29 protein-coding genes are annotated in these 24,108 nt (G+C 62.3%); 11 read left to right on the top strand and 18 right to left on the bottom strand.

What is annotated here, in order from left to right:
* Window positions 1-10: 10 nt before the first annotated feature.
* The 3 genes from C5L10_RS07470 to C5L10_RS07460 are packed head-to-tail and all read right to left on the bottom strand — an operon-like array spanning window position 11 to window position 1,764.
* Entirely contained in the window at window positions 11-223 is a 213-nt protein-coding gene (locus tag C5L10_RS07470; protein WP_172716935.1) for an antitoxin MazE-like protein, read from the bottom strand.
* A gap of 35 nt (window positions 224-258) precedes the next feature.
* Window positions 259-1,512: a Zn-dependent hydrolase gene (locus C5L10_RS07465; RefSeq protein ID WP_105429123.1), complete on the bottom strand. Its 1,254-nt coding sequence runs from the start codon at window positions 1,510-1,512 to the stop codon at window positions 259-261.
* A gap of 3 nt (window positions 1,513-1,515) precedes the next feature.
* Window positions 1,516-1,764, bottom strand: a complete 249-nt coding sequence (locus C5L10_RS07460; protein WP_105429122.1) for a hypothetical protein — start codon at window positions 1,762-1,764, stop codon at window positions 1,516-1,518.
* Here C5L10_RS07460 and C5L10_RS07455 point away from each other — a divergent pair.
* Window positions 1,763-2,407, top strand: coding sequence for a TetR family transcriptional regulator C-terminal domain-containing protein (locus tag C5L10_RS07455; RefSeq protein WP_105429121.1), 645 nt, complete (start codon window positions 1,763-1,765; stop codon window positions 2,405-2,407). The genes C5L10_RS07460 and C5L10_RS07455 overlap by 2 nt on opposite strands.
* 80 nt (window positions 2,408-2,487) lie before the next feature.
* Here C5L10_RS07455 and C5L10_RS07450 read toward each other — a convergent pair whose 3' ends face one another.
* Window positions 2,488-3,525: a glutamine synthetase beta-grasp domain-containing protein gene (locus C5L10_RS07450; protein ID WP_046603692.1), complete on the bottom strand. Its 1,038-nt coding sequence runs from the start codon at window positions 3,523-3,525 to the stop codon at window positions 2,488-2,490.
* A gap of 447 nt (window positions 3,526-3,972) precedes the next feature.
* Between C5L10_RS07450 and C5L10_RS07445 the strand changes: the two genes are divergently transcribed.
* Window positions 3,973-4,170 (top strand): DUF2735 domain-containing protein, encoded by a 198-nt coding sequence (locus tag C5L10_RS07445; RefSeq protein ID WP_105429120.1) that lies wholly within the window; start codon window positions 3,973-3,975, stop codon window positions 4,168-4,170.
* 65 nt (window positions 4,171-4,235) lie between these two features.
* Here C5L10_RS07445 and C5L10_RS07440 read toward each other — a convergent pair whose 3' ends face one another.
* Window positions 4,236-5,276 carry a YeiH family protein gene (locus tag C5L10_RS07440; protein ID WP_105429119.1) on the bottom strand — a complete coding sequence of 347 codons (1,041 nt, stop codon included), beginning with the start codon at window positions 5,274-5,276 and terminating at the stop codon, window positions 4,236-4,238.
* Between the two features lie 113 nt (window positions 5,277-5,389).
* Here C5L10_RS07440 and C5L10_RS07435 point away from each other — a divergent pair, with 113 nt between their 5' ends.
* From C5L10_RS07435 to C5L10_RS07420, 4 genes are all read left to right on the top strand, one after another.
* Complete coding sequence (locus tag C5L10_RS07435; protein ID WP_105429118.1) at window positions 5,390-6,289, top strand: LysR substrate-binding domain-containing protein; 900 nt, start codon at window positions 5,390-5,392, stop codon at window positions 6,287-6,289.
* 210 nt (window positions 6,290-6,499) lie between these two features.
* Window positions 6,500-6,721 (top strand): DUF680 domain-containing protein, encoded by a 222-nt coding sequence (locus tag C5L10_RS07430; RefSeq protein ID WP_105429117.1) that lies wholly within the window; start codon window positions 6,500-6,502, stop codon window positions 6,719-6,721.
* An 86-nt stretch (window positions 6,722-6,807) separates the two neighbouring features.
* On the top strand, window positions 6,808-7,032 hold the full coding sequence (locus C5L10_RS07425; protein WP_105429116.1) for a hypothetical protein: 225 nt from the start codon (window positions 6,808-6,810) through the stop codon (window positions 7,030-7,032).
* Between the two features lie 139 nt (window positions 7,033-7,171).
* On the top strand, window positions 7,172-7,654 hold the full coding sequence (locus C5L10_RS07420) for a hypothetical protein (protein ID WP_105429115.1): 483 nt from the start codon (window positions 7,172-7,174) through the stop codon (window positions 7,652-7,654).
* A 19-nt stretch (window positions 7,655-7,673) separates the two neighbouring features.
* Here the strand turns inward: C5L10_RS07420 and preA are convergent, their stop codons facing one another.
* Together preA and C5L10_RS07410 are read right to left on the bottom strand one after the other, a co-directional pair.
* Window positions 7,674-8,987, bottom strand: a complete 1,314-nt coding sequence (gene preA / locus C5L10_RS07415) for an NAD-dependent dihydropyrimidine dehydrogenase subunit PreA (RefSeq protein WP_105429114.1) — start codon at window positions 8,985-8,987, stop codon at window positions 7,674-7,676.
* A 12-nt stretch (window positions 8,988-8,999) separates the two neighbouring features.
* Window positions 9,000-10,373 carry an NAD(P)-dependent oxidoreductase gene (locus tag C5L10_RS07410; RefSeq protein WP_105429113.1) on the bottom strand — a complete coding sequence of 458 codons (1,374 nt, stop codon included), beginning with the start codon at window positions 10,371-10,373 and terminating at the stop codon, window positions 9,000-9,002.
* A gap of 224 nt (window positions 10,374-10,597) precedes the next feature.
* Between C5L10_RS07410 and C5L10_RS07405 the strand changes: the two genes are divergently transcribed.
* Together C5L10_RS07405 and C5L10_RS07400 are read left to right on the top strand one after the other, a co-directional pair.
* Window positions 10,598-11,002, top strand: coding sequence for a DUF2325 domain-containing protein (locus C5L10_RS07405; RefSeq protein WP_105416537.1), 405 nt, complete (start codon window positions 10,598-10,600; stop codon window positions 11,000-11,002).
* Window positions 10,983-11,204 carry a hypothetical protein gene (locus C5L10_RS07400; protein WP_105429112.1) on the top strand — a complete coding sequence of 74 codons (222 nt, stop codon included), beginning with the start codon at window positions 10,983-10,985 and terminating at the stop codon, window positions 11,202-11,204. The genes C5L10_RS07405 and C5L10_RS07400 overlap by 20 nt, the downstream gene beginning before the upstream one ends.
* Window positions 11,205-11,414: 210 nt before the next feature.
* Here the strand turns inward: C5L10_RS07400 and C5L10_RS07395 are convergent, their stop codons facing one another.
* The 6 genes from C5L10_RS07395 to xylF all read right to left on the bottom strand — a co-directional run bounded on the left by C5L10_RS07395 (window position 11,415) and on the right by xylF (window position 16,066).
* Window positions 11,415-11,735, bottom strand: coding sequence for a DUF423 domain-containing protein (locus C5L10_RS07395; protein ID WP_245447953.1), 321 nt, complete (start codon window positions 11,733-11,735; stop codon window positions 11,415-11,417).
* Between the two features lie 55 nt (window positions 11,736-11,790).
* Window positions 11,791-12,180 carry a group II truncated hemoglobin gene (locus C5L10_RS07390; RefSeq protein WP_105429110.1) on the bottom strand — a complete coding sequence of 130 codons (390 nt, stop codon included), beginning with the start codon at window positions 12,178-12,180 and terminating at the stop codon, window positions 11,791-11,793.
* A 109-nt stretch (window positions 12,181-12,289) separates the two neighbouring features.
* Entirely contained in the window at window positions 12,290-12,469 is a 180-nt protein-coding gene (locus C5L10_RS07385; protein WP_105429109.1) for a hypothetical protein, read from the bottom strand.
* Between the two features lie 235 nt (window positions 12,470-12,704).
* Window positions 12,705-13,490, bottom strand: coding sequence for an ATP-binding cassette domain-containing protein (locus tag C5L10_RS07380; protein WP_046635213.1), 786 nt, complete (start codon window positions 13,488-13,490; stop codon window positions 12,705-12,707).
* 14 nt (window positions 13,491-13,504) lie between these two features.
* Window positions 13,505-14,830, bottom strand: coding sequence for a sugar ABC transporter permease (locus C5L10_RS07375; protein WP_046666658.1), 1,326 nt, complete (start codon window positions 14,828-14,830; stop codon window positions 13,505-13,507).
* Window positions 14,831-15,025: 195 nt separating this feature from the next.
* Complete coding sequence (gene xylF, locus C5L10_RS07370; protein WP_046635217.1) at window positions 15,026-16,066, bottom strand: D-xylose ABC transporter substrate-binding protein; 1,041 nt, start codon at window positions 16,064-16,066, stop codon at window positions 15,026-15,028.
* 200 nt (window positions 16,067-16,266) lie between these two features.
* Here xylF and C5L10_RS07365 point away from each other — a divergent pair, with 200 nt between their 5' ends.
* Together C5L10_RS07365 and C5L10_RS07360 are read left to right on the top strand one after the other, a co-directional pair.
* Entirely contained in the window at window positions 16,267-17,493 is a 1,227-nt protein-coding gene (locus C5L10_RS07365; protein WP_105429108.1) for an ROK family transcriptional regulator, read from the top strand.
* 47 nt (window positions 17,494-17,540) lie between these two features.
* A complete protein-coding gene (locus C5L10_RS07360; RefSeq protein WP_105429107.1) occupies window positions 17,541-17,765 on the top strand; it encodes a hypothetical protein in 225 nt (74 codons plus the stop codon).
* Here the strand turns inward: C5L10_RS07360 and C5L10_RS07355 are convergent.
* The 5 genes from C5L10_RS07355 to C5L10_RS07335 form a co-directional block, all read right to left on the bottom strand.
* Window positions 17,762-18,244 carry a hypothetical protein gene (locus C5L10_RS07355; RefSeq protein WP_105429106.1) on the bottom strand — a complete coding sequence of 161 codons (483 nt, stop codon included), beginning with the start codon at window positions 18,242-18,244 and terminating at the stop codon, window positions 17,762-17,764. The genes C5L10_RS07360 and C5L10_RS07355 overlap by 4 nt on opposite strands.
* A gap of 118 nt (window positions 18,245-18,362) precedes the next feature.
* A complete protein-coding gene (locus tag C5L10_RS07350; RefSeq protein ID WP_105429105.1) occupies window positions 18,363-19,328 on the bottom strand; it encodes a hypothetical protein in 966 nt (321 codons plus the stop codon).
* Window positions 19,329-19,587: 259 nt separating this feature from the next.
* A complete protein-coding gene (locus tag C5L10_RS07345; RefSeq protein ID WP_105429104.1) occupies window positions 19,588-20,418 on the bottom strand; it encodes a transglutaminase family protein in 831 nt (276 codons plus the stop codon).
* Between the two features lie 27 nt (window positions 20,419-20,445).
* The gene (locus C5L10_RS07340; protein WP_105429103.1) at window positions 20,446-21,387 is read right to left on the bottom strand and encodes an alpha-E domain-containing protein; all 942 of its coding nucleotides are present in this window, start codon (window positions 21,385-21,387) and stop codon (window positions 20,446-20,448) included.
* Window positions 21,388-21,399: 12 nt separating this feature from the next.
* Window positions 21,400-22,809, bottom strand: a complete 1,410-nt coding sequence (locus C5L10_RS07335) for a circularly permuted type 2 ATP-grasp protein (RefSeq protein WP_105400380.1) — start codon at window positions 22,807-22,809, stop codon at window positions 21,400-21,402.
* Between the two features lie 346 nt (window positions 22,810-23,155).
* On the opposite strand from C5L10_RS07335, the gene C5L10_RS07330 reads away from it, so the two are divergent.
* Complete coding sequence (locus C5L10_RS07330; protein WP_105429102.1) at window positions 23,156-24,031, top strand: DMT family transporter; 876 nt, start codon at window positions 23,156-23,158, stop codon at window positions 24,029-24,031.
* Window positions 24,032-24,108 lie beyond the last annotated feature (77 nt).

Below are 24,108 nucleotides of genomic sequence, written 5' to 3'. Positions count from 1 at the left end.
CGGCTCAGCTTCACGGCTTGTCCCAATCCGTTGGGCCAACGGCTTCGATCCAGTCCTCAATGTCTTCTTTCGCATCCGCGTCTGCGATCCGGCGCATTTCTTCCTCCGCCTGTCGGCGGAAGGCTTCGTGGGTGAGGTCCGGTACCCAGATCTCAATCGGCCGGTATCCCTGGCGGATCAGTTCGGCCCGTTCTTCGGGTGATATTTCCCTCGGTCGTCCCATTGTCCGGTTCCTGTCTTGAAGTGGCGGTGACGATGCTACTCCACAATCTCCGCCGTCTCCAGCACGGCATGGAACAGCACATCCGCCCCCGCCGCCGCCCATTCCTTGGAAATCTCTTCCGCTTCGTTGTGCGAAAGCCCGCCGACGCAGGGGCACATGATCATCGTCGAGGGTGCCACCTTGGCGGCCCAGCAGGCGTCGTGGCCGGCGCCGGAGATGATGTTCATATGGCTGTAGCCGAGCTTTTCGGCCGCTTCGCGAACACGGCCGACCAGGACCGGATCGAAGGTCACCGGGTCGAAATGGCCGACCGCCTCGACAGAACAGCCGACGCCGAGCGGCTCGCAGATTTCGACCGCCTGTTTCTCGATCGTCGCCCGCATGCGGTCGAGCTTTTCCTGGGATGGCGTGCGGATATCGACGGTGAACACCACCTTGCCCGGCAGCACGTTGCGGGAATTCGGCGAGAAGAACACCTGGCCCACCCCGCCGACGGCGCCCGGCTGTTCGGACATCGCCACCGCCTGCACCATTTCGAGGATGCGGCCGAAGGCAAGGCCGGCATTGACGCGCAGGTTCATCGGCGTCGAGCCGGTATGCGCCTCGCGGCCGGTCAGCGTGAATTCCAGCCACCAGAGGCCCTGACAGTGGGTGACGACGCCGATCTGCTTGTTCTCCGCCTCAAGGATCGGCCCCTGTTCGATATGGTATTCGAAATAGGCATGCATCTTTCGGGCGCCGACCTCTTCGTCGCCGAGCCAGCCGATGCGCTTCAGCTCGTCGCCATAGGTCTTGCCGTCCGGATCCTTGCGGCCATAGGCGTAGTCGATCGAGTGAACGCCGGCGAACACCCCCGATGCCAGCATGGCCGGGGCGAAACGCGCGCCTTCTTCGTTCGCCCAGTTGGTGACGACGATCGGATGTTTCGTCCTGATGCCGAGGTCGTTCATGGTGCGGACCACTTCCAGCGCGCCGAGCACGCCGAGCACGCCGTCATATTTGCCGCCGGTCGGCTGGGTGTCGAGATGGCTACCGACATAGACCGGCAGGGCGTCCGGATCGGTGCCGGCGCGGGTGGCGAACATCGTGCCCATCCTGTCGACGCCGACCGTCATTCCTTCGGCCTCGCACCATGTCTTGAAGAGGTGGCGGCCTTCGCCGTCCGCATCGGTCAGCGTCTGGCGATTGTTGCCGCCGGCAATGCCGGGGCCGATCTTTGCCATGTCCATGAGCATGTCCCACAGACGATCGCCGTTGATGCGCAAGTTCTCGCCGGGTGCTGCCACCATTTTTCAGTCCTCGCCTGTTTTCACGTCCACCCGTGCGGGCGGCATGTTTTTCGTTCCCATGGTCCTCCGCGCGCCCGCTTTGAAAAGAGGCATGCGAAGATCGGCATTGCGTTTATTCTGCTTGTCGCCGATAATTTGACCGCTTGGTAAAACATTACAATTTCCTCGGCTCCACTCAAGACGAAAATCACGAAAAATCCAGAGGAATTTCCAAAGCGCCGGGTGGACGCGGAAGAGGGCAAGGACAGGCATGGCCATCCCAAGGGCGGCGAAGACGCAGAGACGCACCCGCATTCAGGAGGAGAAGGAGGAACGCATCCTCGAAGCGGCGCTCGACGTATTTTCCCAGAACGGTTTCCGCGGCGCCACGATCGACCAGATCGCCGATGCGGCCGGCATGTCGAAGCCCAATCTGCTCTATTATTTCCGTACCAAGGAGGCGATCCACCGTCACCTGATCGACCGGGTTCTGTTCACCTGGCTGGAGCCGTTGCGTGCGTTCAACGCCGAGGGCAGCCCTGAATCCGAGATCCGCTCCTATATCCGCCGCAAGCTCGAAATGGCCCGCGATTTCCCCCGCGAAAGCCGGCTTTTCGCCAACGAAGTGCTGCAGGGCGCGCCGCATATCGAGGATGAGCTGAAAGGCCCGCTGAAGGCGCTTGTCGACGAAAAAGCGGAGGTGATCCGCGCCTGGGCGCGGTCCGGCAAGATCGCCAAATGCGATCCCTACCACCTGATCTTCTCGATCTGGTCGACGACCCAGCATTATGCCGACTTCGACGTGCAGGTGCGCGCCGTGCTCGGCCAGGACTATGCGGGCGAGGGGCGTTTCGAGGATGCAGCGCGGTTTCTGGAGCAGCTCTTCATTGACGGGCTGCGGGCGCGCAACGCCTGAGATTCCTTCGTAAATCCGAAAACGAAAAACGCCGGCGCTGAGGCCGGCGTCTTCTTACTTATTGATTGCCGGGCCTGGTATCAGGCGGCGGCGGAAGCCCGGTTGGTCGGGACTTCGGCGATCGTCTTCAGAACCTGGGAAGCGATCTGGTAGGGGTCGCCCTGGGAGTTCGGACGGCGATCTTCCAGATAGCCCTTGTAGTCGTTCTTGACGAACGAATGCGGCACGCGGATCGAGGCACCGCGGTCGGCAACGCCGTAGGAGAACTTGTTCCACGGAGCCGTTTCGTGCTTGCCGGTCAGGCGCTTGTCGTTGTCCGGGCCGTAGACGGCGATGTGGTCCATCAGGTTCTTGTCGAAAGCAGCCATCAGCGCTTCGAAATAGTCCTTGCCGCCAACTTCGCGCATGTACTTGGTGGAGAAGTTGCAGTGCATGCCCGAGCCGTTCCAGTCGGTGTCGCCGAGCGGCTTGCAGTGGTATTCGATGTCGATGCCGTACTTTTCAGTCAGGCGCTGCAGCAGGTAGCGTGCCATCCAGATCTGGTCGGCGGCCTTCTTGGAGCCCTTGCCGAAAACCTGGAATTCCCACTGGCCCTTGGCCACTTCGGCATTGATGCCTTCGTGGTTGATGCCGGCGGCGAGGCAGAGGTCGAGATGTTCTTCGACGATTTCGCGGGCGACGTCACCAACGTTCGAATAGCCGACGCCGGTGTAATACGGGCCCTGCGGAGCCGGGTAGCCCTGTTCCGGGAAGCCGAGCGGACGGCCGTTCTGGTAGAAGAAGTATTCCTGCTCGAAACCGAACCAGGCGTCCTCGTCGTCGAGGATGGTCGCGCGGGCGTTGGTCGCATGCGGCGTGACGCCATCCGGCATCATGACTTCGCACATGACCAGCGCGCCGTTGGTGCGGGCCGGATCGGGATAAAGCGCAACCGGCTTCAGCACGCAATCGGACGAGCGGCCTTCGGCCTGCATGGTCGACGAACCGTCGAAGCCCCACAGCGGCAGCTGTTCGAGCGTCGGGAAGGTGTCGAATTCCTTGATCTGCGTCTTGCCACGCAGGTTCGGTACCGGGGTGTACCCGTCGAGCCAGATGTACTCGAGCTTATACTTGGTCATATTTTATCTCTCAGGCCGTGACGTTCATGGTTGAGCCATCCTGAGGAAGCGGCATCGCAACGATACCGCGCCTCCGGGGTAACCAGAAGAACGCATTTCCCGTGCCAGTTTGCATCGGAGCGACGGTTTTGGATTAAAAAAGTGTGAACGAAGGGCCGCGGGGGGAGCGCCGGGAGGGACTAAAGGTCCGGTAGATCAGCACGGTCTCATGAAATCTCCGAGTTTTAAAGGTTCTATCCAGATTGCTCGGAACCGGGTTCGGTTGGCGCACGTTTCCCCGCCGGAGGTTCCTGCGAGCAAAATAGATCGCCGGGACCGCGCTGCCGCTAAATTAGCGCCTAGCGCGAGTCGGAAAAATGATATAAAATCATGCAATAAGCACAAAAAATGTGCAGATTTGTGCTCTGTGCGTGTTTGAATGCACTTTTGAAGTTAGGAGACGATAGGATGGCAATTCACATCCATCGTGAGTCGGCAACCATCTACCAGTTCCCGGTCCGCCCAAGGCGGCGGCTCGAGGATGGCCGGACCGTGCCGACCGGAATCCACGAAGTTGCCTTGAGCGTTGTCGATACCAATTGCTGGTACCATGACGAGGCGGTGCGGGATTCCGGCCCGAAGAACGACCAGCCGAAGCCATGCTGACCCATAGATGACGAAAGGCCGCGCCATTGGATGACGCGGCCCTCGTTCTTTCGATCTGATTTTCCTCAGAACGCGAACAGCTTCAGCATCGCGTAGCCGAAAACCGCGATGAACAGCCAGCCGAATGCGCCGAGCGCGAGCGGCCGCCAGCCTTCCGCCTTCAGCTTGCGGATGTCGGTCTGCAGTCCCATGGCCGCAAGCGCCATCGACAGCAGGAAGCTGGTCGCGGTCACGAGCGTCTGGCTCACCTCTGCCGGAATGGCGACGGCGCTGTTGATCAGCATCATCGCGATAAAGCCGAGAACGAACCACGGCATGGGCGCCGAGGCCTTCGATGTACCGTCCGCGCCAGAGCGCATGGCGAGCGCCAGCGTCATGATCAGCGGTGCCAGCATGACGACGCGGGCGAGCTTGGAGATGGTGCCGAACTGCCCGGCGACATCGCCGCCCTGGAAGGCGGCGGCCACCACCTGTGCGACCTCATGGATGGTGGAGCCGCTCCACAATCCGTAACCGCGTGCGTCGAGCCCGAGCGGGGCGGCGAGCAGCGGATAGGCAAGCATCGACAGCGATCCGAACAAAGTCACGCAGGCAACGGCGTAGGCGACATGCTCCTGCTTGCCACGCACCACCGTATTGGCGGCGATGACCGCCGAGGCGCCGCAGACCGAGGTGCCGGCGGCAATCAGGTCGGTCAGCGAGCGATCAACCCCCATCGCTCGGCCGACCAGCCGGATCGCCACGAAGGTGGTCACCAGCGTCAGGGCCACCATCGCCAGACCAGCGCCGCCGAGCGAGAGGATCTGGCCTGCGGTTACCTGCAGGCCGAGCAGCACGATGCCGAAGCGCAGGATACGCTTCAGCGAAAAGCCGATGCCGGGCTCGACAGCTGCCGGAACCGGCAAGGCGTTGCGGATCAGCATGCCGAAGACGATCGACAGGATGAGCGGGCTCAGCGTCATCCAGCCTGTCAGGTAGCGGACGGTGAGGGCGACCGTCGCAATCGCGGCGGTCAGCAGAAGTCCGGGAAGAAGCTGGGCGAAAGCCGGCCAATAGGGAGAGGAGAGGTGGGCGCGCTGTTCCGCAGTCGGCTGGATCGGCTTCATGATTTTTCCACGAGGGTCTCTATTCGTCGAAAATCATTCTCCCTTTTCCAGAAACACAAATCCAATTGATAAGTTTTCTGATATCGTTCGTTAAAAGCGAATGGTTTTGAACGATGACCCTCGATCAGCTCCGAATTTTTCTGGAAGTCGCCGCCCGCGAACATGTGACCCGTGCGGCGGAGGCGCTGAACCTCACCCAGTCGGCGGTGAGTGCAGCGATCTCGGCGCTGGAGGCACGGCATGCCGTAATCCTGTTCAACCGGGTCGGGCGGCGGATCGAACTCACCGAAGCGGGAAAACTCTTTGTGCCGGAGGCGCGCGCCGTTTTGGAGCGGGCACAGACCGCCGAGCACGTGCTTGCCGATCTCGGCGGGTCGGCCTCGGGCATCCTGCGGATCCATGCCAGCCAGACGGTCGCGAGCTACTGGCTGCCGGCCCGGCTCGTCAGTTATCACGAGCGGTTTCCGCGCGTCGACCTGCGGCTTACCGTCGGCAATACCCAGAGCGCGGCCGAAGCGGTGCTGACCGGGGCGGCGGAACTCGCGGTCGTCGAAGGCGAGGTATTTCTGGCGGGGCTCAAGCGCCGCAAGGTGGCGGAGGACCGGCTGGTGCTGGTCGTAGGCAGCCGCCACCCCTGGGCGGACGGGCGAAAAATCCGCTCGAGCGATCTTCTCGAAACCAACTGGATCATGCGCGAACTGGGATCCGGCACGCGTTCCGCCTTCGAGGCGCAGCTCACCAATCTCGGAATCGAACCGCAGTCATTGTCCGTTGTCCTTGAAATGCCGTCGAACGAAGCGGCGATGGCGGCGGTGGAGGCGGGGTTGAGCGCGACGGTGCTTTCAAGCCGGGCAGCATCGTCCCACTCCTTCTCCGGCCGGCTTCACATAGCGGATTTCCCGATGCCGCTCCGTCAGTTCTCGGCGATCTTTCATGGTGAGCGGCACGTCACCCGGGCGCTGCGCGCCATGCTCGACCTGTTGAACGAGCCCGCTGAAGACAGCTCCCGCTGATCCCCCACGTAAGTGCGCGCCTTGTGTGAACGATAAAATTTAAGTCGTTCAGTATCTGCGAACAATACGTCTGCAACTTGCTGTCTATTCCCGGCGGCCGTGTTGCACCATCTTGAGCATCAGAAGCGCGGCAACGAGCTTCGAAAGACAAGATCAGACACACAGAGGGGCTTCGAGAAACTCGACCCACCACATGCAAGGAAGAAGACAATGAACAGAATTTCCTCCGCCATCGCCGCAGCCCTCATCGCTTCGGCTTCGTTCGGCTCTGCCGCTCTTGCCGAAGGCGACTATTACCAGGGTGTCCAGAACGCTCCTGCCGCTTCGGCCACCGTTGATCGCATCAGCACCGGCAGCATCGGCCAGAACGACAAGATCCAGGCCGACGTCAACAGCGGCGACTATTTCGACGGCGCAAACCGCCCGAACTAATTGCAGCTCATTCAAGATACCGAAACAATCTCCGCAGGCCAGGTCGCAAACTCAAAGCCGCGGGTCACTCTGAAAGGACTACCATCATGACCAAGATCACTTCCGCTATCGCCGCAGCCCTTATCGCTTCGGCCTCGTTCGCTTCCGTCGCTCTTGCTGAAGGCGACTATTACGAAGGCGCCTCCAAGGCTTCCGCTACCGTCGATCATGTTCAGACCGGCAGCATCGGCAAGGATCAGCAGAACGCCAACCAGATCCCAGCTCCGATCGGCCGCGGCGACTATTTTGAAGGCGCAAACCGCCCGAACTGACCAACATTACACACAGACGAAGAAGGCCCGGTAACCGCCGGGCCTCTTTGCGTTCGTACGTCCGTCTCCAGGCAATTCGCATACGCTCCGGGTCGTGGTACAATCGCCGCATCGAAAGAAGTCTTGGGAGGCAAAAGCCATGGAGAGACTGCTTTTTAGGAACCTGCGGCCGCTATACGGCTGGCTTTTCATCGTCGCCTGGTTCGCCATTCTCGGATGGATGACCTGGGTGTTTTTCCGCAACAGCGGCGTAGCGCAGGAGCCCCTCAGGGCGCTCATCCTCGCCTTCTTCTGGGGGCTGGGCGGCTGGCTGGCATCCGGATCCCTTGCCCGGCCGATCGTCTCGGTCCGGCAGGAAAGCGATGGCAGCTGGATCGTCACCCGCCGTTGGCTCTGGACCCATGACGAGGAGCGTATCGACCCCGACCGCCTGCCATCGCCAACGGTCGAGGCGGAAAGCGACGGGGAGGGCGGCATGCACTACCGCTGCCTTTTGAAGACGCCGGAACACGGCTCGGTGGAATTCAGCGAACACCTCAAGCTCGACAAGGCCGCGCTCGCGCGCGATCGCATGGCATCGCTGATCAGGAGCGCCAGAACGAAAATGCCCCGGCCGAGCTGACCGGGGCATAGGATATGGCCTACTCGGCGGCCTGCCTTGTCATCGGGTTGTTCGGGTGCTGGGTCCAGTTGGCGTAGGTCGGATCGACCACCTTGCCGGTGCGCTTGTCCAGTTCGCCGGCGGGCAGGGCTTCCATGGTGATGCAGTTTTCGACGGGACAGACGTTGACGCAGAGATTGCAGCCGACGCATTCCTCTTCCATCACCTCGAAATGGCGAACGCCGTCGACCATGCTGGTGATCGCCTGGTGGGAGGTGTCCTCGCAGGCGATGTGGCAGCGGCCGCACTTGATGCAGGCGTCCTGGTCGATATGCGCCTTGGCGATGTAGTTGAGGTTGAGATATTGCCAGTCGGTGACATTGGGCACCGCGCGACAGATGATGTCGTCGAGCGAGCGATGGCCCTTCTCGTCCATCCAGTCGGAAAGACCGGTGATCATCTCCTCGACGATCTTGAAGCCGTAGGTCATCGCCGCGGTGCAGACCTGCACGTTGCCGGCGCCGAGCGCCAGGAACTCGGCCGCGTCGCGCCAGGTGGTGATGCCGCCGATGCCGGAGATCGGCAGGCCGTAGGTCTCCGGATCGCGGGCGATTTCGGCGACCATGTTGAGCGCGATCGGCTTGACCGCCGGGCCGCAATAACCGCCATGGCTGCCCTTGCCGCCGACCGACGGGTTGGGCGAGAAGGTGTCGAGATCAACGGAGATGATCGAGGAGATCGTGTTGATCAGCGAGACGGCGTCGGTGCCGCCGCGCTTGGCGGCGCGGGCGGGGTGGCGGATATCGCTGATATTGGGCGTCAGCTTGGTGATAACAGGCATGCGGGTATACTGCTTGCACCAGCGCACCACCATTTCGATATATTCCGGCACCTGGCCGACCGCGGAGCCCATGCCGCGTTCGGACATGCCGTGCGGACAGCCGAAATTGAGCTCGATGCCGTCGACTTCAGTCTCTTCGACCAGCGGCAGGATCGCCTTCCACGCCTGTTCCTCGCAAGGGATCATGATCGAGGCGACGATTGCCCTGTCCGGCCATTTCTTCTTCACTTCCTTCATCTCGCGAAGGTTTGTGTAGAGGTCGCGGTCGGTGATCAACTCGATATTGTTCAAGCCGAGCAGGCGGCGGTCGGCGCCCCAGATGGCGCCGTAGCGCGGGCCGTTGACGTTGACGACCGGGGGACCTTCCTCGCCGAGCGTCTTCCAGACCACGCCGCCCCAGCCTGCCTTGAAGGCGCGCTCGACATTGTAGGCCTTGTCGGTCGGCGGCGCCGACGCCAGCCAGAACGGGTTGGGGGATTTGATGCCGACGAAATTGTTGCGGATATCAGCCATTGTCGTTCTCCCTCAAGCCACTGCGGTTGCCGGCTGCGCTGCGGCAGCCAGGGCTTTTGCGATGCTTTCCGCGGCGTCGCGCCCCTGCGCGACGGCCGAGACGGTCAGGTCTTCGCCGGTGCCGATGCAGTCGCCGCCGGCCCACACGCCCTCGATCGAGGTGCGGCCCTCGGGATCGACTGATATCTTGCCCTTTTCGAACTGCAGCGCGCCGAGGCCCGAGGCGGAAAAGGTCTGGCCGATGGCCTTGAAGATCTGGTCGGCGGCGATGACGCCGGTCTCGCCGGTGCCGATCAGCCGGCCGTCGCGGATCGCGGTATATTCCACCTCGATGCCGGCCACCTTGCCGTCCTTGCCGATGATCGATTTCGGCGCCAGCCAATGGCGGATGATGACGCCGTTGGCCGTCGCAAGATCCTGTTCGTAAGGCGAGGCGTTCATGTTGTCCTTGCCGCGGCGATAGCAGATCGTCACCTCTTCGGCGCCGAGCAGCTTCGACTGGATGGCGGCATCGATGGCGGTCATGCCGCCGCCAAGAACGACGACGCGCCGGCCGATCGGCAGCACGCTCCTGTCCTTTGCTTGGCGAAGGGCGGCGATGAAATCGACTGCGTCCTCAACGCCCGTCAGCGCTTCACCCTCGATACCGAGGCCATTGACGCCAGCAAGACCCATGCCGAGGAAAACGGCGTCATATTGCGTGGTCAGGTCGGAAAGCGAGAAATCCCGGCCGAGCGCCTGGCCGTTCCTGATCTCGATGCCGCCGATCGCGGTGACGTAATCCACCTCGCGGGCGGCGAAATCGTCGACGGCCTTGTAGGTGGCGATGCCGTATTCGTTGAGGCCGCCGGCCTTTTCGCGGGCTTCGAGGATCACCACCGAATGGCCGTGCATGGCGAGCCGGTGTGCGGCGGCAAGGCCGGCGGGACCGGCGCCGACCACGGCGACCGTCTTTCCGGTCGAAGCTTTGCGGCTATAGAACTGCCGGCCCTGTTCCATGGCGATGTCGGTGGAATAACGCTGCAGCTTGCCGATCTCGACCGGCTTGTCCTCGGCGGTGTTGCGCACGCAGGCCTGTTCGCAGAGCGTCTCGGTGGGACAGACGCGGGCGCACATGCCGCCCAGAATATTCTGGTCGAAGATAGTCTTCGCCGAACCGATCGGATTGCCGGTCTGTATTTGTCTTATGAACAGCGGGATATCGATGGAGGTGGGACAGGCCGTCATGCATGGCGCGTCGTAGCAGAAATAACAGCGATCGGATTCGACCAGCGCCTCGTGCCTGTCGAGACGCGGGTGGAGATCGGCGAAATTCGCCTCATAGTCGGCAGCGGCAAGGCGGCCAGCCTCGATTCCGGCCTTCGGACCGTTTCCCAGTCGTTCCATCCTAAGTTCCCTCTTTTATGGATTCATGGACAACTATTGGGCAAAAGGTACCACAGCATAAAAATTTATCAAACGGTAAATTTTTGCCTTGGGCAGGCCGTATCAGGGCGCCCGATATATCATGATAAAAAGAGTCCACTTTAATCTTTACTCTGAAAATCAACTTTAATATGGTGCCGGCCATCGAGGAACTGCGGTTCAGCAGAATCGGCGGCGAGGGGCATATGGCCAAGAAGCAGAAGCACAGACATGGCAATTCCGGCGCGGCGCCGAAAGGCGCCGAAACGCGGGGGCCGGCTGTCACCGACGTCCGTAGCTTTCTCTATGTCGGCGGCCGTGACTGTCAGGTGGCGCACCTGAGGGAGATCGCCAGCAATTTCGGCGCGGAACTTATCCACCACGACGGCGGTTTGCGTGAAGCGGTTTCCCGCATCGATACCGTGCTGCCCTCGGTCGACTGCGTCTTCTGCCCCATCGACTGTATCAGCCACGATGCGTGTCTGAGGGTGAAGACCGGCTGCAAGAAGTTCGGTGTCGCCTTCGTGCCGCTTCGCAACGGCTCAAAATCCAGTCTGGAGCGGGCGCTTCAGACCATGAAGGAACGCAATGATGAACGAAGAACGTCGTGACACCAGCCTTTTCATCGGCCTCCACAAGCTCGCCGAACAGAACGGCGACGGCCTGGTTCCGGAACTTTACGCGCTGCTGACAAGGCGGGCGGAAGCGGCTGCGGATATGACCAACGTAGTGGTGCTGCCGAAGACGGTTCGGGCGGCTCCCGCAGAAGCCTCCAGCAGCGATAGCGCCCGGGTACTAGCGTTCAAGCGGTAGGCCCAATTGGCGCTCCCTCTTCTCCCCAGCGTGGAGAAGGTGGCCCGACGGGTCGGATGAGGGGGGCGAAGCCACAACTTAGTTGCCGAACGCGTGGGCCCCCTCATCGCCTTGCATACGCTCGGCACTTCTCCCCGCTGGGGAGAAGAGGGAGTGCGCGGTGGCGTTCCACCCCTTTTCTTGCCTCTGTGGAGAAGAGAACGAGGAGCCTTAAACCTCCCGCACCCTCAAAAACGCCCCGGCCGCGATGATCAGCCAGCCCAGCATCATCCCTGTTCCGCCCACCGGCGCGGCCATCGGAAACAGCCGATCGCCGAGATAGTGCCGGGAGACGAGATCACCCGCGAAGATGACCGTGCCGAGACCGAGCACCAGTGCGCCAGGCGTTGCCGTGCGAAAATGCCGGTGGCCGAGATAGAGCGCCAGCAGGACCGGGGCATGTGCCAGGCACATGGTCGAGGCGGAGCCGAGGAAAACCGTATCGCCGCCGTGGCTTGCCGCTGCCGCCAGCGCCACGCCGGCCGCGCCCATCAGGCCGCTCACAAACAGAATCAACGGCCTGATATTGTCGAGTCTTTGCAACGGCCTATTCCTTGTTCTGCATGTGGAAGGCCAGCCGCTCGATGGGCGGCCAGATGATCTGGCGCAGTTTCGGGTTTTCGATCGTCTCGTCCATCGCGCGGCGGAAGCAGAGCATCCATTCATCGCGTTCGAGAGGCCCGATCGCCGCCCCGAAATGGCGCGAGCGCAGCCTCGGGTGGCCGTGTTTTTCCACATAGACCGGAGGCCCGCCGAGATAGCCGGTCAGATAATCGTAAAGTTTCGCCTCGCTGCCTTCGAGGCTCGGCGGATGGACCGCGCGGCAGTGGGCCGCTTCCGGCAGCGTGTCCATCAGGCCGTAAAAGCGTCTCACCAGCGCCCGCACCGTCGCGTCGCCGCCGATCGCCTCGTAAAGTGTGATGGTTTCGTCCGCCATGCCCGTTTGGCTCGCTCGCTCTGATCGTCTCAAGCGGTGTTAGCGATCCAGGCCCGCACGGGCAAGCGTTACTGCGTCGCAGATGAAGAGCTGGAGGAGGATGCGCCGGTCAATCGGATCCCGCATCCACCTCTTTCGCATTGGGCTCGGGCAGCGAACCGGCACCGGGCGTTTTGTCCCTGTCGATCAGATGGTCCTTGGCATGCGGCCCTGCCGGCGGTTGCTGGGCCGTTTTCATCCGCTTTTCCGAGTGTTCGACGGTTTCCTGTGCAGTCCGATCTTCAGCCATGTCCAGTCCTCCGACATTTTCGGTTTCTGAAAAGCCAACGTCGAGGGAGGAGAGGAGTTCCGAGATCCGGCAATCTCCGGAACATGCGGCAGCCGGCCTTGGCCAGCCGATGTCGCAGCACGGCGCGATTCGCCTTCAAGCGATAAGGCGGAACCGGGAAAGAGCCCGGTTCCGCCTCTGCGCTACCCTTGATCAGCGGCGGGCTTCAAAGGGCAGGCGCAATTCCGTCTGGCAGTCACACCACCTTCATGGCGCCGGGGCCTGGCGTGGCGCCGGGCGGCACCTTGCCGAGGATGATCATGCCGAGCACCTCGTCCTTGGTGACGTCCTCGGTGCGGGCATGGCCGACCACCTTGCCGTTCTTCATCACGAAGACGCGGTCGGCGAGGTCGAAGACATCGTGGATGTCGTGGCTGATCAGGAAGATGCCGATGCCTTCGCGCTTCAGCTGCTTGATGAGGTCGCCCACCTGCGCCGTCTCCTGGGGTCCGAGCGCTGCAGTCGGCTCGTCCATGATCAGGATGCGGGCGTCGAACAGGATCGCGCGGGCAATCGCCACCGATTGCCGCTGACCGCCGGAAAGCGCCTTCACCGGTTCCTTGAAGCGCTTGAAGTTGGGGTTCAGGCGCCCCATCACCTCGCGGGCGCTGGCCTCCATGGCGACGTCGTCGAGCGTGCCCCATTTTGTCTGCAGTTCGCGGCCGAGATAGAGGTTGGCGGCGGCATCGACATTGTCGGCAACGGCAAGCGTTTGGTAGATCGTCTCGATGCCGTATTTCTTGGCGTCGCGCGGGTTGCGGATGTCGGCGGTCTCGCCGTTGATCATGATGTCGCCGTTGTCGCGCTTGTATGCGCCCGACAGGATCTTGATCAGCGTCGATTTTCCGGCACCGTTATGGCCCAGCAGCGCCACGACCTCGCCGGGGAAAAGATCGACCGAGGCATTCTCGACAGCGTGGATCCCGCCGAAGGAGATGGAAATGTTCTTCATTTCCACGAGCGGAGTGGTTTGTTCCGTCACGATGAAAACTCCTGTTATTTGGCGCGAGAGCGATAGACGGTGTCGAGCCAGACAGCGGTGACGAGCACCATGCCGACGACGATGCGCTGGAACGGCGAGTCGATGCCGAGCAGCACCATGCCGGACTGAAGCGACTGCATGACGAGCGCGCCGAGCATGGCGCCGGCGATCGACCCCATGCCGCCGGCAAGCGAAGTGCCGCCGATCACGGCTGCGGCGATCGTGTAGAGTTCGTCGAGCTCCCCTTGCGCATTGGTGGCGGCGTTGAGGCGGGCGGTAGAGATCGCGGCGGCGATGGCGCAGAGCATGCCCATCAGCGCGAAGATCTTGACCGTCACCCAGCGGGTCTTGATGCCGGCGAGTTCCGCCGCTTCCGGGTTACCGCCGATGGCGAAGACATAGCGGCCGAAGCGCAGGCGGGTGGCGATGAAGGTCATGACGATGCCGACCGCGATTGCAATCAGCACCGGGATGGCGATCCCCTGCGAGATCAGCAGCCCGCCTTCCGGCCAGGCGATGTTGTTTGCCTCGGCGTACCGGCGGGCGATGGCGATCGGCCAGTAATAATTGTTGGCGATATAAACCGCGCCGAGCACGACGATGCAGCCGAGCGCGACCAGCACGTATTCGGCCCAGACCGGGCGGCGCGGGAAGGAGAATCGCTTGCGCTGTCGGCGGGCGTTGATGATCGCCGCGATGATGGCGAGACAGGCGATGATGCCGACGACCCAGCTCCAGGTGGCGCCGATCGAGCCTTCGGTGCCGCCGCCCATCAGACGGAAGTTGACGTCCATCGGAGCCACCGTCTGGCCGCTCGTCACGAACCAGGTGGCGCCGCGCCAGATGAGCAGACCGCCGAGCGTCACGATGAACGAGGGCACGCCGAGAAAGGCGATGATGGAGCCCTGCAGCGTACCGATCAGCGCTCCGATGGCGATGCCGCCGGCCAGCGTGATGATCCAGATGGCCGGGTGGTTGAAGCCGAACAGTTCCGGCAGGAGCCGGGCCTGCAGCACGCCCATGATCATGCCGGTGAAACCGAGGATCGAACCCACCGAAAGGTCGATGTTGCGGGTGACGATGACCAGCACCATGCCGGTCGCCATGACGGCGACCGAGGCGGTCTGCACCGAGAGGTTCCAGAGGTTGCGCGGCGTCAGGAAGAGGCCGCCCGTCAGGATATGGAACCCGACCCAGATGATCAGCAGCGCGCCGATCATGCCGAGCATGCGCGTGTCGATCTCGGTCGCGCGGAAGAAGCGGGCAATGATATTGCCTTCCGCCTGTCCTGCCGCTCCCGATGTCTTGGAATTCGTTGTGGACTGTATTGTCTCGGCCATGATTCGCCGTTCCCCACTTTAGCGAGACGCTGCGGCTCGAAGATCTCGTGCCGGATCGCGCCTGCGCGACGTTCAGCCGCCGGGTAACCCGCCGGGGGTACCTTTTATGCGGCCGCGCCATCTTACGCCGAAAACCGACGCCGCGGCAGAAGTGCTGCGGCGTCGGTGAGTTTATCGTCTGCGCAAAGCCATGCGTTACTTGCAGGCAGCCACTGCGCCGGCCTTGACGCCCTGGCAGGCTTCAGCCTTGCTGATCCAGCCCGCCTCGATGACGACGTTCAGGTTGTCCTTGGTGATTGCCTGCGGCTTCAGGAAGACCGACTGCATCTTCACCTTCTTCGGACCGCCTTCGAAGGTCTGGACGCCCTTGATCTCGGTCAGCTTCTTGCCGCCGGCAAGCGCCAGAGCGATTTCAGCGGCGTTCTTGCCGAGTTCTCGGCTGTCCTTCCAGACGGAAACCGTCTGGGTGCCGAGCGCCACGCGGTTCAGGGCTGCCTTGTCGGCGTCCTGGCCGGAGACCGGAACCGAACCTGCCAAGCCCTGAGCGTCGAGCGCCGCGATCGCACCGCCGGCAGTGCCGTCGTTGGATGCGACGACCGCGTCGACCTTGTTGTTGTTCTTGGTCAGGAACTGTTCCATGTTCTTCTGGGCGTTTTCGGGCTTCCAGCCGTCGGTATAGGCTTCGCCGACATTCTTGATCTTGCCGCCGTCGATCGCAGCCTTCAGCACTTCCATCTGGCCGGCGAACAGGAAGTCCGCGTTCGGATCGGAAGAAGAACCCTTGATGAAGACGTAGTTGCCTTCAGGCTTCGCCTTGAAGACGCCCTGCGCCTGCAGGCGGCCGACTTCCTTGTTGTCGAAGGTGATGTAGAACGCAGCCGGGTTTTCGATCAGGCGGTCGTAACCGACGACCGGAATGCCTTCGGCTGCTGCCTTTTCGACAGCCGGGCCGATGGCGCTCGAATCCTGCGCCAGAACGATCAGGGCGTTGGCGCCCTGGGAGATCAGCGACTCGACGTCGGTGAGCTGCTTTGCGGCGGACGACTGGGCATCAGCGGAAATATACTTGGCACCGGCAGCCGTAAGTGCCTTCTTGATGGCGGCTTCGTCAGTCTTCCAACGCTCTTCCTGGAAGTTCGACCAGGAAACGCCGACGACGAGATCGGCTGCCATAGCGGCGGAATGCATGGAAACGAGGATGGCCGCGCCGGCCATCAGCTTTACGAATGATCTCATAATGTCCTCCCGAGTGACGGCGGATGGGCGCTAGCCTCCGTGCTCTCCCTCCGCCAGATGATCTGCCGGAGAAAGCATTCGGCTTTTTTCTCGACAGTCGAGAAATTAGATGTCAGAGATTCCGAGGGCTGTCAATCGGCACTTGTGGAGGGGAAGGCACTGCCGTATCGACAGTTGGAGTGAGGGAGGCTGTAGGCGGAATGCTGGCGAAATCGAGCACGGAACTGGTCCGGCAGCAGAACAGCGCGCTCGTGCTGTCTGCGCTGCGTCGCCACGGCCGGCTCGCGCATACGGAAATCTCGGATGCGACCGGGCTGGCGTCGGCGACGATCTCCTCGATCACCGCCGATCTGGAGCGCGCCCGCATCATCGAAAAAAGCGAGCAGCAGGCGACCGTCGGCCGGGGACGGCCCCGCGTGCTGTTCAGCCAGCGCCGCAATTGCGGTTATCTCATCACCGTCATCATCTCGTCGGACCTGATCCAGTATTCGCTGGTCGATTATGCGGGCACGCTGCTCGACCGGTTCAGCGAATCCCGCGGCGAGGGCGCCACCGCAGCCTTCCTGGCAGCCATCTCGGCGGGCCTGGAACGGGCGGTCGAACGCTCCCGCATCGACCGCGGCAGCGTGCTGCTCGTATCGGTCAGCAGCAAGGGGCTGGCGCATCCGAGCGAACCGGTGCTCGTCTGGTCGCCGGTTTTCGGTTCCCAGCCAGTGGATTTTGCCGCGGCGTTGAAAGGCGGCTGGCACGCCAAGGTCATCCTCAACAACGAGACGCTGTTGGTAGCCGGTGCGCTGCTCGAGCGGGAAGTGAAGACGCAGGGCGGCGGCGAGCCTGTTCTCGCGGCGCTTTCGCTCGGCCACAGCATCGGGCTCGGCATCGCGCGCCGGGTTGCCGCCGGGGTTCCTGAAATCTCCGCGCCCAATTTCGGGCACATGCTGCACATGCCGAACGGCGGACTTTGTCGCTGCGGTGCGCGCGGCTGCGTCGAGGCCTATGCCGGTTTCTACGCTATTCTCCGCGCCGCCTTCGAGGTGCCGCTGGATACGATCCCCGCGAAATTCGTGCCGGTCGCCGAAATCGACAAGATCGCCACCCGGGCCCGGCAGGGCAATCGCATGGCACAGCTCGCGTTCCGCAATGCGGGTGCGGCGTTGGGCTATGGCCTCTCGCGGCTGCTCAGCCTGCATGGCCATATGCCGGTCTTCATCACCGGTCCCGGCACCCGCTATCAGGATCTGCTGCAGGCGGGCATAGAGGAGGGGCTGGCGCAGACGCATGTGGTGCGGCTCGGCGGCATGCCGGGCCTGACCGTCGTGCCGGACGAACCTTCCCTGGTGTTCGAGGGACATCTCAACCTTGCATTTTCGATCGTCGACCAGGATATCATCGGTTCACGCCAGAGCATGCAGACCGCCGGGGAATGACCTATGGCGAGTGACTGGTGGCGAACGACTGGCCGGGAGTTAAGACTATGATCGATCCGAACCATCCCTTCTACGAGCCGCTCTGGCGCCGGGTGCTGATCCCGGCGGTCTGCGCCGCGTGGGCGATATTCGAACTGGTTGCCGGAGAACCCTTCTGGGCGGTCATCGTCGGCGCCATGGGTGCCTATGCCGCCTACAAGCTGTTCATCGAAAGGAAAAAGCCGCCGGCGGAGAAACCTGTCGACGAGCCGCAGGACCAGGATTTGAGCTAGCGCCAGAACAGGCCTTTGATCGCCGTGTCGATCAGCAGGTTGGCGGTTTTCATGCGGGTATTGGCGTTCTCCCGGAATTCCGGTGCGACCCCGTCGGGATGGTTGGCCTTGGCGAAATGCCGGCGTTTTTCGCCGAGCGTCGCCTCCGTGTCGGCAGCCGTGATGTCAAGCTCCGCGGCAATCTCCTCGGTCGTCAGCCGCAGCAGGTGGGCGGGAATGACCGGTGCCGGCGGTAGCTCTTGCGGCGCCTCTTGCGCTAGCACCGATTCGATTGCGATCTCGGTAACGTCCGGAAGGAAAGCGAAATAGGCCTCGGTCCCGGTGGCCGTCACCACCGGGCCATCATCCTGCGGCGCGACGAAACCCATGCCGAGCCCCTTGATGCGGAAACCCGTGCCGGCCTCTTCGGCCTCGTCTTCGCTATGCTCCTGCCTCAGTCGCGTCAGAACCGACTGGAAGACCGATTGCCCAAACAGCATGCGCCACCTCTTTTATGGGGCGGGACCAGAACATGCGAAGGTGGCGTCGAGCTTGCGGGCATATCGGCGACTGATCGGATGAGCCCCGTCCGGGGCTCATCGAGGCGTCAGGCTGGTTTCAGCGCACGACGGGTTCGCCGTGGTATCTGCGCTTTGAGGGCTTCGATACGCCGAACCCGACTTCCATCATGAGCCTCGGGTGATGTTTGGCGACCGTCCCCATATGGAAGCCGAAGGGGTCTTCGACGAACCCGTAGCCGGCCTTGCCCGTCAGGGTGACAGCGCTCTCCTCTCCGTAGAATTCGAGCACTTCTTCCGCCGGATGCCCGACGAGCAGGGTCAGCTGGTGCTTGAGACGCCGCTTGTTGTGGCTGCCGCGCATATAGACGTGCGGGCCAGCGTCCTCATCGACATTCGACAGGTAGAAGAAGAATTTCAGCATCCGCCAGTCGTCGAGATCGAAATGGAACTTGAAGGAGGCGCGGCTGAGGTCGGCCTCCGAAGCGGATTGTGTCGGAAAGCTCCACCACGTCCGGGTGGTGATCAGCTTGGCTTCGCCACCGAGGTAGTGCCTTGCGATATCCAGAAGAAGAGGATCCTGCTGCACCGCGACCGCCGCCTCGCAGTCGGCGATCCTTTCGAAATGGTGGCCGCTCAAGATCGCTCGACCGAATCGGCGCTCCGCTTCCGCATGTTCGCCGGCACGGAATTCGAGTTTCCGCTCGAAATTGCCGAAACAAGGGGTTTCGGATGCAAAACGGGCGATCTCCTGCCGAATCGCATCGGGCAGGACGAGGCCGGTGAAAATCCCGTTCCGTCTGAGTTCGTCGGCGACCATATCGGCTTCGATATCGCCGAACATCGATGTTTGCCTCGGCGCGGATTTCGAGACGGGCCTGGCGGTCAGCCAATGCGCCCGCCTGAACGGAATTGTCCGGGCCAAAAGGAACATCGGAAGCCAAGCCGGGTTTTCCCGCAGGTCGGTGAAGTAGGTGGGCAGGCGTGCGGCGATTCGCCGGAAAGTTCCGCCATGACGCGCGATCGATTCGAGATCCTGCGGCTTGGTCTTGGACGTCTCAAGCATCTGGTATCCTCATTCAGGCATGGCATTGCCATGCGTTTCGGTAACCCGCAGCCCCACGCATCGCAGCATAAGTCATGCCGCAATGCAGCATAAAGATCCGCCTTAGAGCGATCTTTCAACCCTTGAATTGGTTATGAAATCCGGCAACGCCGTCTATGGTTAACAAACCGTTGCGCCGCAGGGCGGTCCGAGCAGGTGATTTTACGGCCTGCCGAGAACGCCTGCCATGACGGAAGGCGCCCCGGTTTTTGCGCGTCCGTCACCCTTGGGACTGCGTCTGGCCCTGCTGGCTTTGGGTTTGCGCCACCGTCAGCGAGACCTTGAGGTTTTCGCCGGCCGGGCCGAGGCGCATGCCGGAGACGGGGGCGCAGTCGCGGTAGCAGAGGCCGGAAGCGACCCGCACGTAACTGTCGTTCGGGCAGATCTTGTTCGACGTGTCGAAGCCGACCCAGCCGAGGCCCGGTAGATGCACTTCCGCCCAGGCATGGGTGGCGGCCTGTTCGGTCTCGCCTTCCATCAGCAGGTAGCCGGAAATGTAGCGCGCCGGGATATCCAGCAGGCGGGCGGCAGTGATGAAGATATGGGTATGGTCCTGGCAGACGCCGGTCTTTGCCTCGAGCGCCTGTTCGGCGGTCGTCTCGGTGCCGGTCGCACCCGGCACATAGGCAACGGTCTCATGGATCGTTTCCATCAGCGCGTGCATTTTTGCAAGCTCGCTGTCGCCCTTCAGGCTTTTGGCGAGTTCGCGGATGAGCTTGCCCGGCTTGGTCAGCGCCGTCTCGCGCAGGAACAGCCAGAGCGGGCAGAAACCCTGATGCGGGCCGAACACGCCGGCGCGGTCGAGGGTCTCCACCTCGCCGGAGGCGACGATGCGGATCATGTGTTCGGTGCCCTCGGTGGAGACCAGCTCGACGCGGTTGCCGAACTGGTCGGCATAACCCGCCTCGATCTTGGCGCCATCGACGGTGATCGACCAGTTGACGACCTTCTGGCCGGGACCGTCGGTCGGCGTCAGCCTGAGCCGCTGCAGCGAATAGGGCACCGGCTCGTCGTAGAGATATTCGGTCGTATGGGAGATCTTCAGCCGCATGTGCGGTAAATCCTGTGCCTGTTGGGCCTACTGATAAAAGCGGTAGCCTTCGGAGATTTCGGCGCTGAGCTGGTTGTTGCGGCTGACGAAATCCTCCAGGAATTCGTGCAGGCCCTGGTCCATGATGTCGGAAATGGAGCCACGCTTCAGCGTCGAATGGATCGCTGCCGCTGTCTCGTGGGCCTTCACCTGCTCCCCATAGGTTTCCCCAAGATAGCCGAGATTGCTGACGATCTTCTCGTAACAATAGGCGAGCGAGCGCGGCATCTGGACTTTGAGGATGAGGAAGTCGGCGATGTTGGCTGACTGATATTCGCCGTCATAAACCCAGCCGTAGGAACGGTGGGCCGAAACCGAGCGCAGAATCGATTCCCATTGGTAGTTGTCGAGCTTCGACCCGACCTGGCTGATCGCCGGCAGCAGCACATAATATTTCACGTCGAGAATGCGGCTGGTATTGTCGGCGCGCTCGATGAAGGTGCCGATGCGCGAGAAATTGTAGAGGTCGTTTCTCAGCATCGAGCCGTGGAAGGCGCCGCGGATCAGGCCGCAGCGGTGCTTGATGACGTCGATCAGTTCCGGCAGGTCGGTCGCCTTCTGCTTGCGGGCGAGCCGGGCTTTGAGGTCGATCCAGCATTCGTTGGTCGCCTCCCAGGTCTCGCGGGTCAGCGCGGTGCGCACCATGCGGGCGTTGTTACGCCCGAATTCGATGCAGGACATGACGCTCGACGGATTGGCCTGATCGCGCAGCAGGTAGTCGATGGCGTCCGCCGCCGTCAGTTCGGTATGCACTTCCGAATAGGCTTCGCGAACTCCGGCGCTTTCGAGCACACCGTGCCAGTCCTCGTCGGAGGAGCCGGCGCGGGTCAGCGATACGCGCAGGCCGGCATCGACGAGGCGGGCGATATTTTCCGCCCGCTCGATGTAGCGGAACATCCAGTAGAGGCCGTTTGCAGTTCTTCCGAGCATGTATCTACGACCTCAATCTTCCAGTACCCAGGTGTCCTTGGTGCCGCCGCCCTGGCTGGAATTGACCACCAGCGAACCCTGTTTCAGGGCCACGCGGGTCAAGCCGCCGGGGATGATCTTCACCTTGTCGGAAACCAGCACATAGGGGCGCAGGTCGACGTGGCGGGGGGCAATCCCCTTGTTGACGAAGATCGGCACGGTGGACAGCGCCAGCGTCGGCTGGGCGATGTAGTTGTCGGGCCTTGCCGCCAGCTTCTCGGCGAAGTCGGTGCGCTCCTTCTTGCTCGCCGTCGGGCCTACCAGCATGCCGTAGCCGCCCGAACCGTGCACTTCCTTGATGACCAGTTCCTCGATGTGCTCCAGCACGTATTTGAGGCTGTCGGGCTCGGAACAGCGCCAGGTCGGCACGTTTTCGAGCAGCGCCTTGCGGCCCGTATAGAACTCGACGATCTCGGGCATGTAGGAATAGATCGCCTTGTCGTCGCAGATGCCGGTGCCGGGCGCATTGGCGATGGTGATGTTGCCGGCCCGGTAGACGTCCATGATGCCTGGAATGCCGAGCGCCGAATCCGCGCGAAAGGTCATCGGGTCGAGGTAGTCGTCGTCGACGCGGCGGTAGAGCACGTCGATCGCCTCGTAGCCCCTTGTCGTGCGCATCTTGACGCGGCCGTCGATGACGCGCAGATCGCCGCCCTCGACGAGCTCGACGCCCATCTGGTCGGCGAGGAACGAGTGTTCGTAATAGGCAGAGTTGAAGATGCCGGGCGTCAGCACCGCGACGCGTGGCCGGCCCTTGCAGCCGGGAGGCGCGAGCGAGGCGAGCGACTGGCGCAGCAGCCGCGGATAGTCCTCGACCCGCTGCACCTTGTTCAGCGCGAACAGTTCGGGGAACATCTGCATCATGGTTTCCCGGTTTTCCAGCATGTAGGAAACGCCGGATGGCGTGCGGGCATTGTCTTCCAGCACGTAGAACTGGTCCTCGCCGGTGCGCACGATGTCGGTGCCGACGATGTGGGTGTAGACGCCGCCGGGCGGCTTGAAGCCGATCATTTCGGGAAGGAAGGTGACGTTCCTCTCGATCAGCGCGCGGGGAATGCGGCCGGCCTTGATGATCTCCTGCTTGTGGTAGATGTCGTCGAGGAAGGCGTTGAGCGCCAGGACTCGCTGCTCGATGCCCTGCGCAAGCTTGCGCCATTCACGAGCCGAGATGATGCGGGGAATGATGTCGAAGGGGATGAGCTTTTCGGAACTGTCTGCGTGTCCGTAGACCGCGAATGTGATGCCTGTCTTTCTGAATATGTTTTCCGCGTCTTGGGTTTTGCGGATCAGGTGCGCAGCGTCCTGACTGGCATACCATTCGTGGTAGGTCTTGTATGGCGGTCGCGGAAGGTTTTCCGCAGTCAACATTTCATCAAATGCCAAAGGCGCATTCCCCTTTTTTGGCCATAAGAGTACAACGGTGCAGGCAATGCAAGAACTGTGCGCAATTCGCGGAAAAGAATTCTGCGCGTCAAAAAAATACAGGCTCAAGGCTCCACCTGTCAGTAAATGCGCTGATTCTAGCGTGCGGCAAGCATCCTATTTTAGGAGGAGGTGAATAAGCCTCCTGCCTTGAAAAACATCATCTGCCCCAAGTGATGTCCAAGCATTGTTCAAGCGCTGCTCATCGCAATCATCAGTTTTTCTGCTTTGACGACGAAACGGGGTGGGAATAAGCAGGCGGCTTCCGTGAAAACGGCCGCTGCCGAAATCTCCGCCGGACATCCCCATCATGCTCGACCGCCTGGCTCCGGCCCTCTTCGTCCTCCTTTGGTCCACGGGCTGGATCGTCGCGAAATATGCGGCGGTGCATGCCGACCCCCTGACGTTCCTGGCCGGACGGCACGCCCTTGCCGCCATGGCGTTTTTCGCGGTCTGCCTGATCACGCGGGCAAAATGGCCGAAGAGCCGGGCCCAGCTCGGCCATGCGATGTTCTCGGGTGTTTTCCTGCACGGGCTCTATCTCGCCGGCGTCTGGTATGCGATCGGGCAGGGCGTGCCGGCCGGCCTTTCCGGCATCATCGCCGGCCTACAGCCGCTGCTGACCGCCATGGTCGCGCCGCTTTTCCTCGGCGAGCGCATCAAGCCCTTGCAGAAGATCGGGCTGGCGCTCGGGTTTGCCGGCATCCTGATCGCGATCTCACCGCAGCTTCTCGACCTCTTCGAGCGCGGACTGGCCGGACTTGCGGTTCCGGTGCTAATCAATCTCGTCGCCATGACGTCGGTTACCTACGGCACGCTCTATCAGAAGCGGCACCTGCAGGAGGGCGATCTGTTTTCGATCGCCACGCTGCAGTTCGTCGGTGCGCTGATCGTCACCATCCCGCTGGCGCTCAGCCTTGAAAACCTGCGCTTCGACTGGACGCATGAGGCGATCTTCGCCATGGCCTGGTCGGTCCTCGGCCTGTCGATGGGCGCCGTCGGCCTGCTGCTCTACCTCATCCGCCGCGGCCAGGTGTCCCGGGCCGCCTCGCTCATCTACTTGATGCCCCCGGTGGTGGCGATCGAGGCGGCCGTCCTTTTCGGGGAACCGCTGACCCTGCCGATGATCGTCGGCACGGTGATCGTGGTGGCGGGCGTCTACATGGTGAACCGAAAGGCCTGAGGGAGTTTTTCATTCGGTCAGGAATCGGGTGTCGATGCGAACCGGGCGGCCTTAGACAGCGGATGTAACCAACAGGA

This window comes from Neorhizobium sp. T6_25 (assembly GCF_002968555.1).
Lineage (GTDB): Bacteria > Pseudomonadota > Alphaproteobacteria > Rhizobiales > Rhizobiaceae > Neorhizobium.
The sequence above is the reverse complement of the archived record's forward strand: the minus strand, read 5'-3'. Positions and strand labels throughout refer to the sequence as shown.

What these genes read in the sequence shown, in the direction of transcription:
- C5L10_RS07405 (WP_105416537.1), top strand. Translation starts at nt 10,598, where the DNA reads ATGGCCAAGAAGCAGAAGCACAGACATGGCAATTCCGGCGCGGCGCCG.
- xylF (WP_046635217.1), bottom strand. Translation starts at nt 16,066, where the DNA reads ATGAGATCATTCGTAAAGCTGATGGCCGGCGCGGCCATCCTCGTTTCC.
- C5L10_RS07355 (WP_105429106.1), bottom strand. Translation starts at nt 18,244, where the DNA reads ATGCTGTTTGGGCAATCGGTCTTCCAGTCGGTTCTGACGCGACTGAGG.
- C5L10_RS07445 (WP_105429120.1), top strand. Translation starts at nt 3,973, where the DNA reads ATGGCAATTCACATCCATCGTGAGTCGGCAACCATCTACCAGTTCCCG.
- C5L10_RS07425 (WP_105429116.1), top strand. Translation starts at nt 6,808, where the DNA reads ATGACCAAGATCACTTCCGCTATCGCCGCAGCCCTTATCGCTTCGGCC.
- C5L10_RS07375 (WP_046666658.1), bottom strand. Translation starts at nt 14,830, where the DNA reads ATGGCCGAGACAATACAGTCCACAACGAATTCCAAGACATCGGGAGCG.
- C5L10_RS07390 (WP_105429110.1), bottom strand. Translation starts at nt 12,180, where the DNA reads ATGGCGGACGAAACCATCACACTTTACGAGGCGATCGGCGGCGACGCG.
- C5L10_RS07340 (WP_105429103.1), bottom strand. Translation starts at nt 21,387, where the DNA reads ATGCTCGGAAGAACTGCAAACGGCCTCTACTGGATGTTCCGCTACATC.
- C5L10_RS07385 (WP_105429109.1), bottom strand. Translation starts at nt 12,469, where the DNA reads ATGGCTGAAGATCGGACTGCACAGGAAACCGTCGAACACTCGGAAAAG.
- C5L10_RS07440 (WP_105429119.1), bottom strand. Translation starts at nt 5,276, where the DNA reads ATGAAGCCGATCCAGCCGACTGCGGAACAGCGCGCCCACCTCTCCTCT.
- C5L10_RS07430 (WP_105429117.1), top strand. Translation starts at nt 6,500, where the DNA reads ATGAACAGAATTTCCTCCGCCATCGCCGCAGCCCTCATCGCTTCGGCT.
- C5L10_RS07435 (WP_105429118.1), top strand. Translation starts at nt 5,390, where the DNA reads ATGACCCTCGATCAGCTCCGAATTTTTCTGGAAGTCGCCGCCCGCGAA.
- C5L10_RS07360 (WP_105429107.1), top strand. Translation starts at nt 17,541, where the DNA reads ATGATCGATCCGAACCATCCCTTCTACGAGCCGCTCTGGCGCCGGGTG.
- C5L10_RS07410 (WP_105429113.1), bottom strand. Translation starts at nt 10,373, where the DNA reads ATGGAACGACTGGGAAACGGTCCGAAGGCCGGAATCGAGGCTGGCCGC.
- C5L10_RS07460 (WP_105429122.1), bottom strand. Translation starts at nt 1,764, where the DNA reads ATGCCTGTCCTTGCCCTCTTCCGCGTCCACCCGGCGCTTTGGAAATTC.
- C5L10_RS07395 (WP_245447953.1), bottom strand. Translation starts at nt 11,735, where the DNA reads ATGGGCGCGGCCGGCGTGGCGCTGGCGGCAGCGGCAAGCCACGGCGGC.
- C5L10_RS07420 (WP_105429115.1), top strand. Translation starts at nt 7,172, where the DNA reads ATGGAGAGACTGCTTTTTAGGAACCTGCGGCCGCTATACGGCTGGCTT.
- C5L10_RS07465 (WP_105429123.1), bottom strand. Translation starts at nt 1,512, where the DNA reads ATGGTGGCAGCACCCGGCGAGAACTTGCGCATCAACGGCGATCGTCTG.
- C5L10_RS07365 (WP_105429108.1), top strand. Translation starts at nt 16,267, where the DNA reads ATGCTGGCGAAATCGAGCACGGAACTGGTCCGGCAGCAGAACAGCGCG.
- preA (WP_105429114.1), bottom strand. Translation starts at nt 8,987, where the DNA reads ATGGCTGATATCCGCAACAATTTCGTCGGCATCAAATCCCCCAACCCG.
- C5L10_RS07450 (WP_046603692.1), bottom strand. Translation starts at nt 3,525, where the DNA reads ATGACCAAGTATAAGCTCGAGTACATCTGGCTCGACGGGTACACCCCG.
- C5L10_RS07345 (WP_105429104.1), bottom strand. Translation starts at nt 20,418, where the DNA reads ATGCGGCTGAAGATCTCCCATACGACCGAATATCTCTACGACGAGCCG.
- C5L10_RS07350 (WP_105429105.1), bottom strand. Translation starts at nt 19,328, where the DNA reads ATGCTTGAGACGTCCAAGACCAAGCCGCAGGATCTCGAATCGATCGCG.
- C5L10_RS07455 (WP_105429121.1), top strand. Translation starts at nt 1,763, where the DNA reads ATGGCCATCCCAAGGGCGGCGAAGACGCAGAGACGCACCCGCATTCAG.
- C5L10_RS07400 (WP_105429112.1), top strand. Translation starts at nt 10,983, where the DNA reads ATGAACGAAGAACGTCGTGACACCAGCCTTTTCATCGGCCTCCACAAG.
- C5L10_RS07470 (WP_172716935.1), bottom strand. Translation starts at nt 223, where the DNA reads ATGGGACGACCGAGGGAAATATCACCCGAAGAACGGGCCGAACTGATC.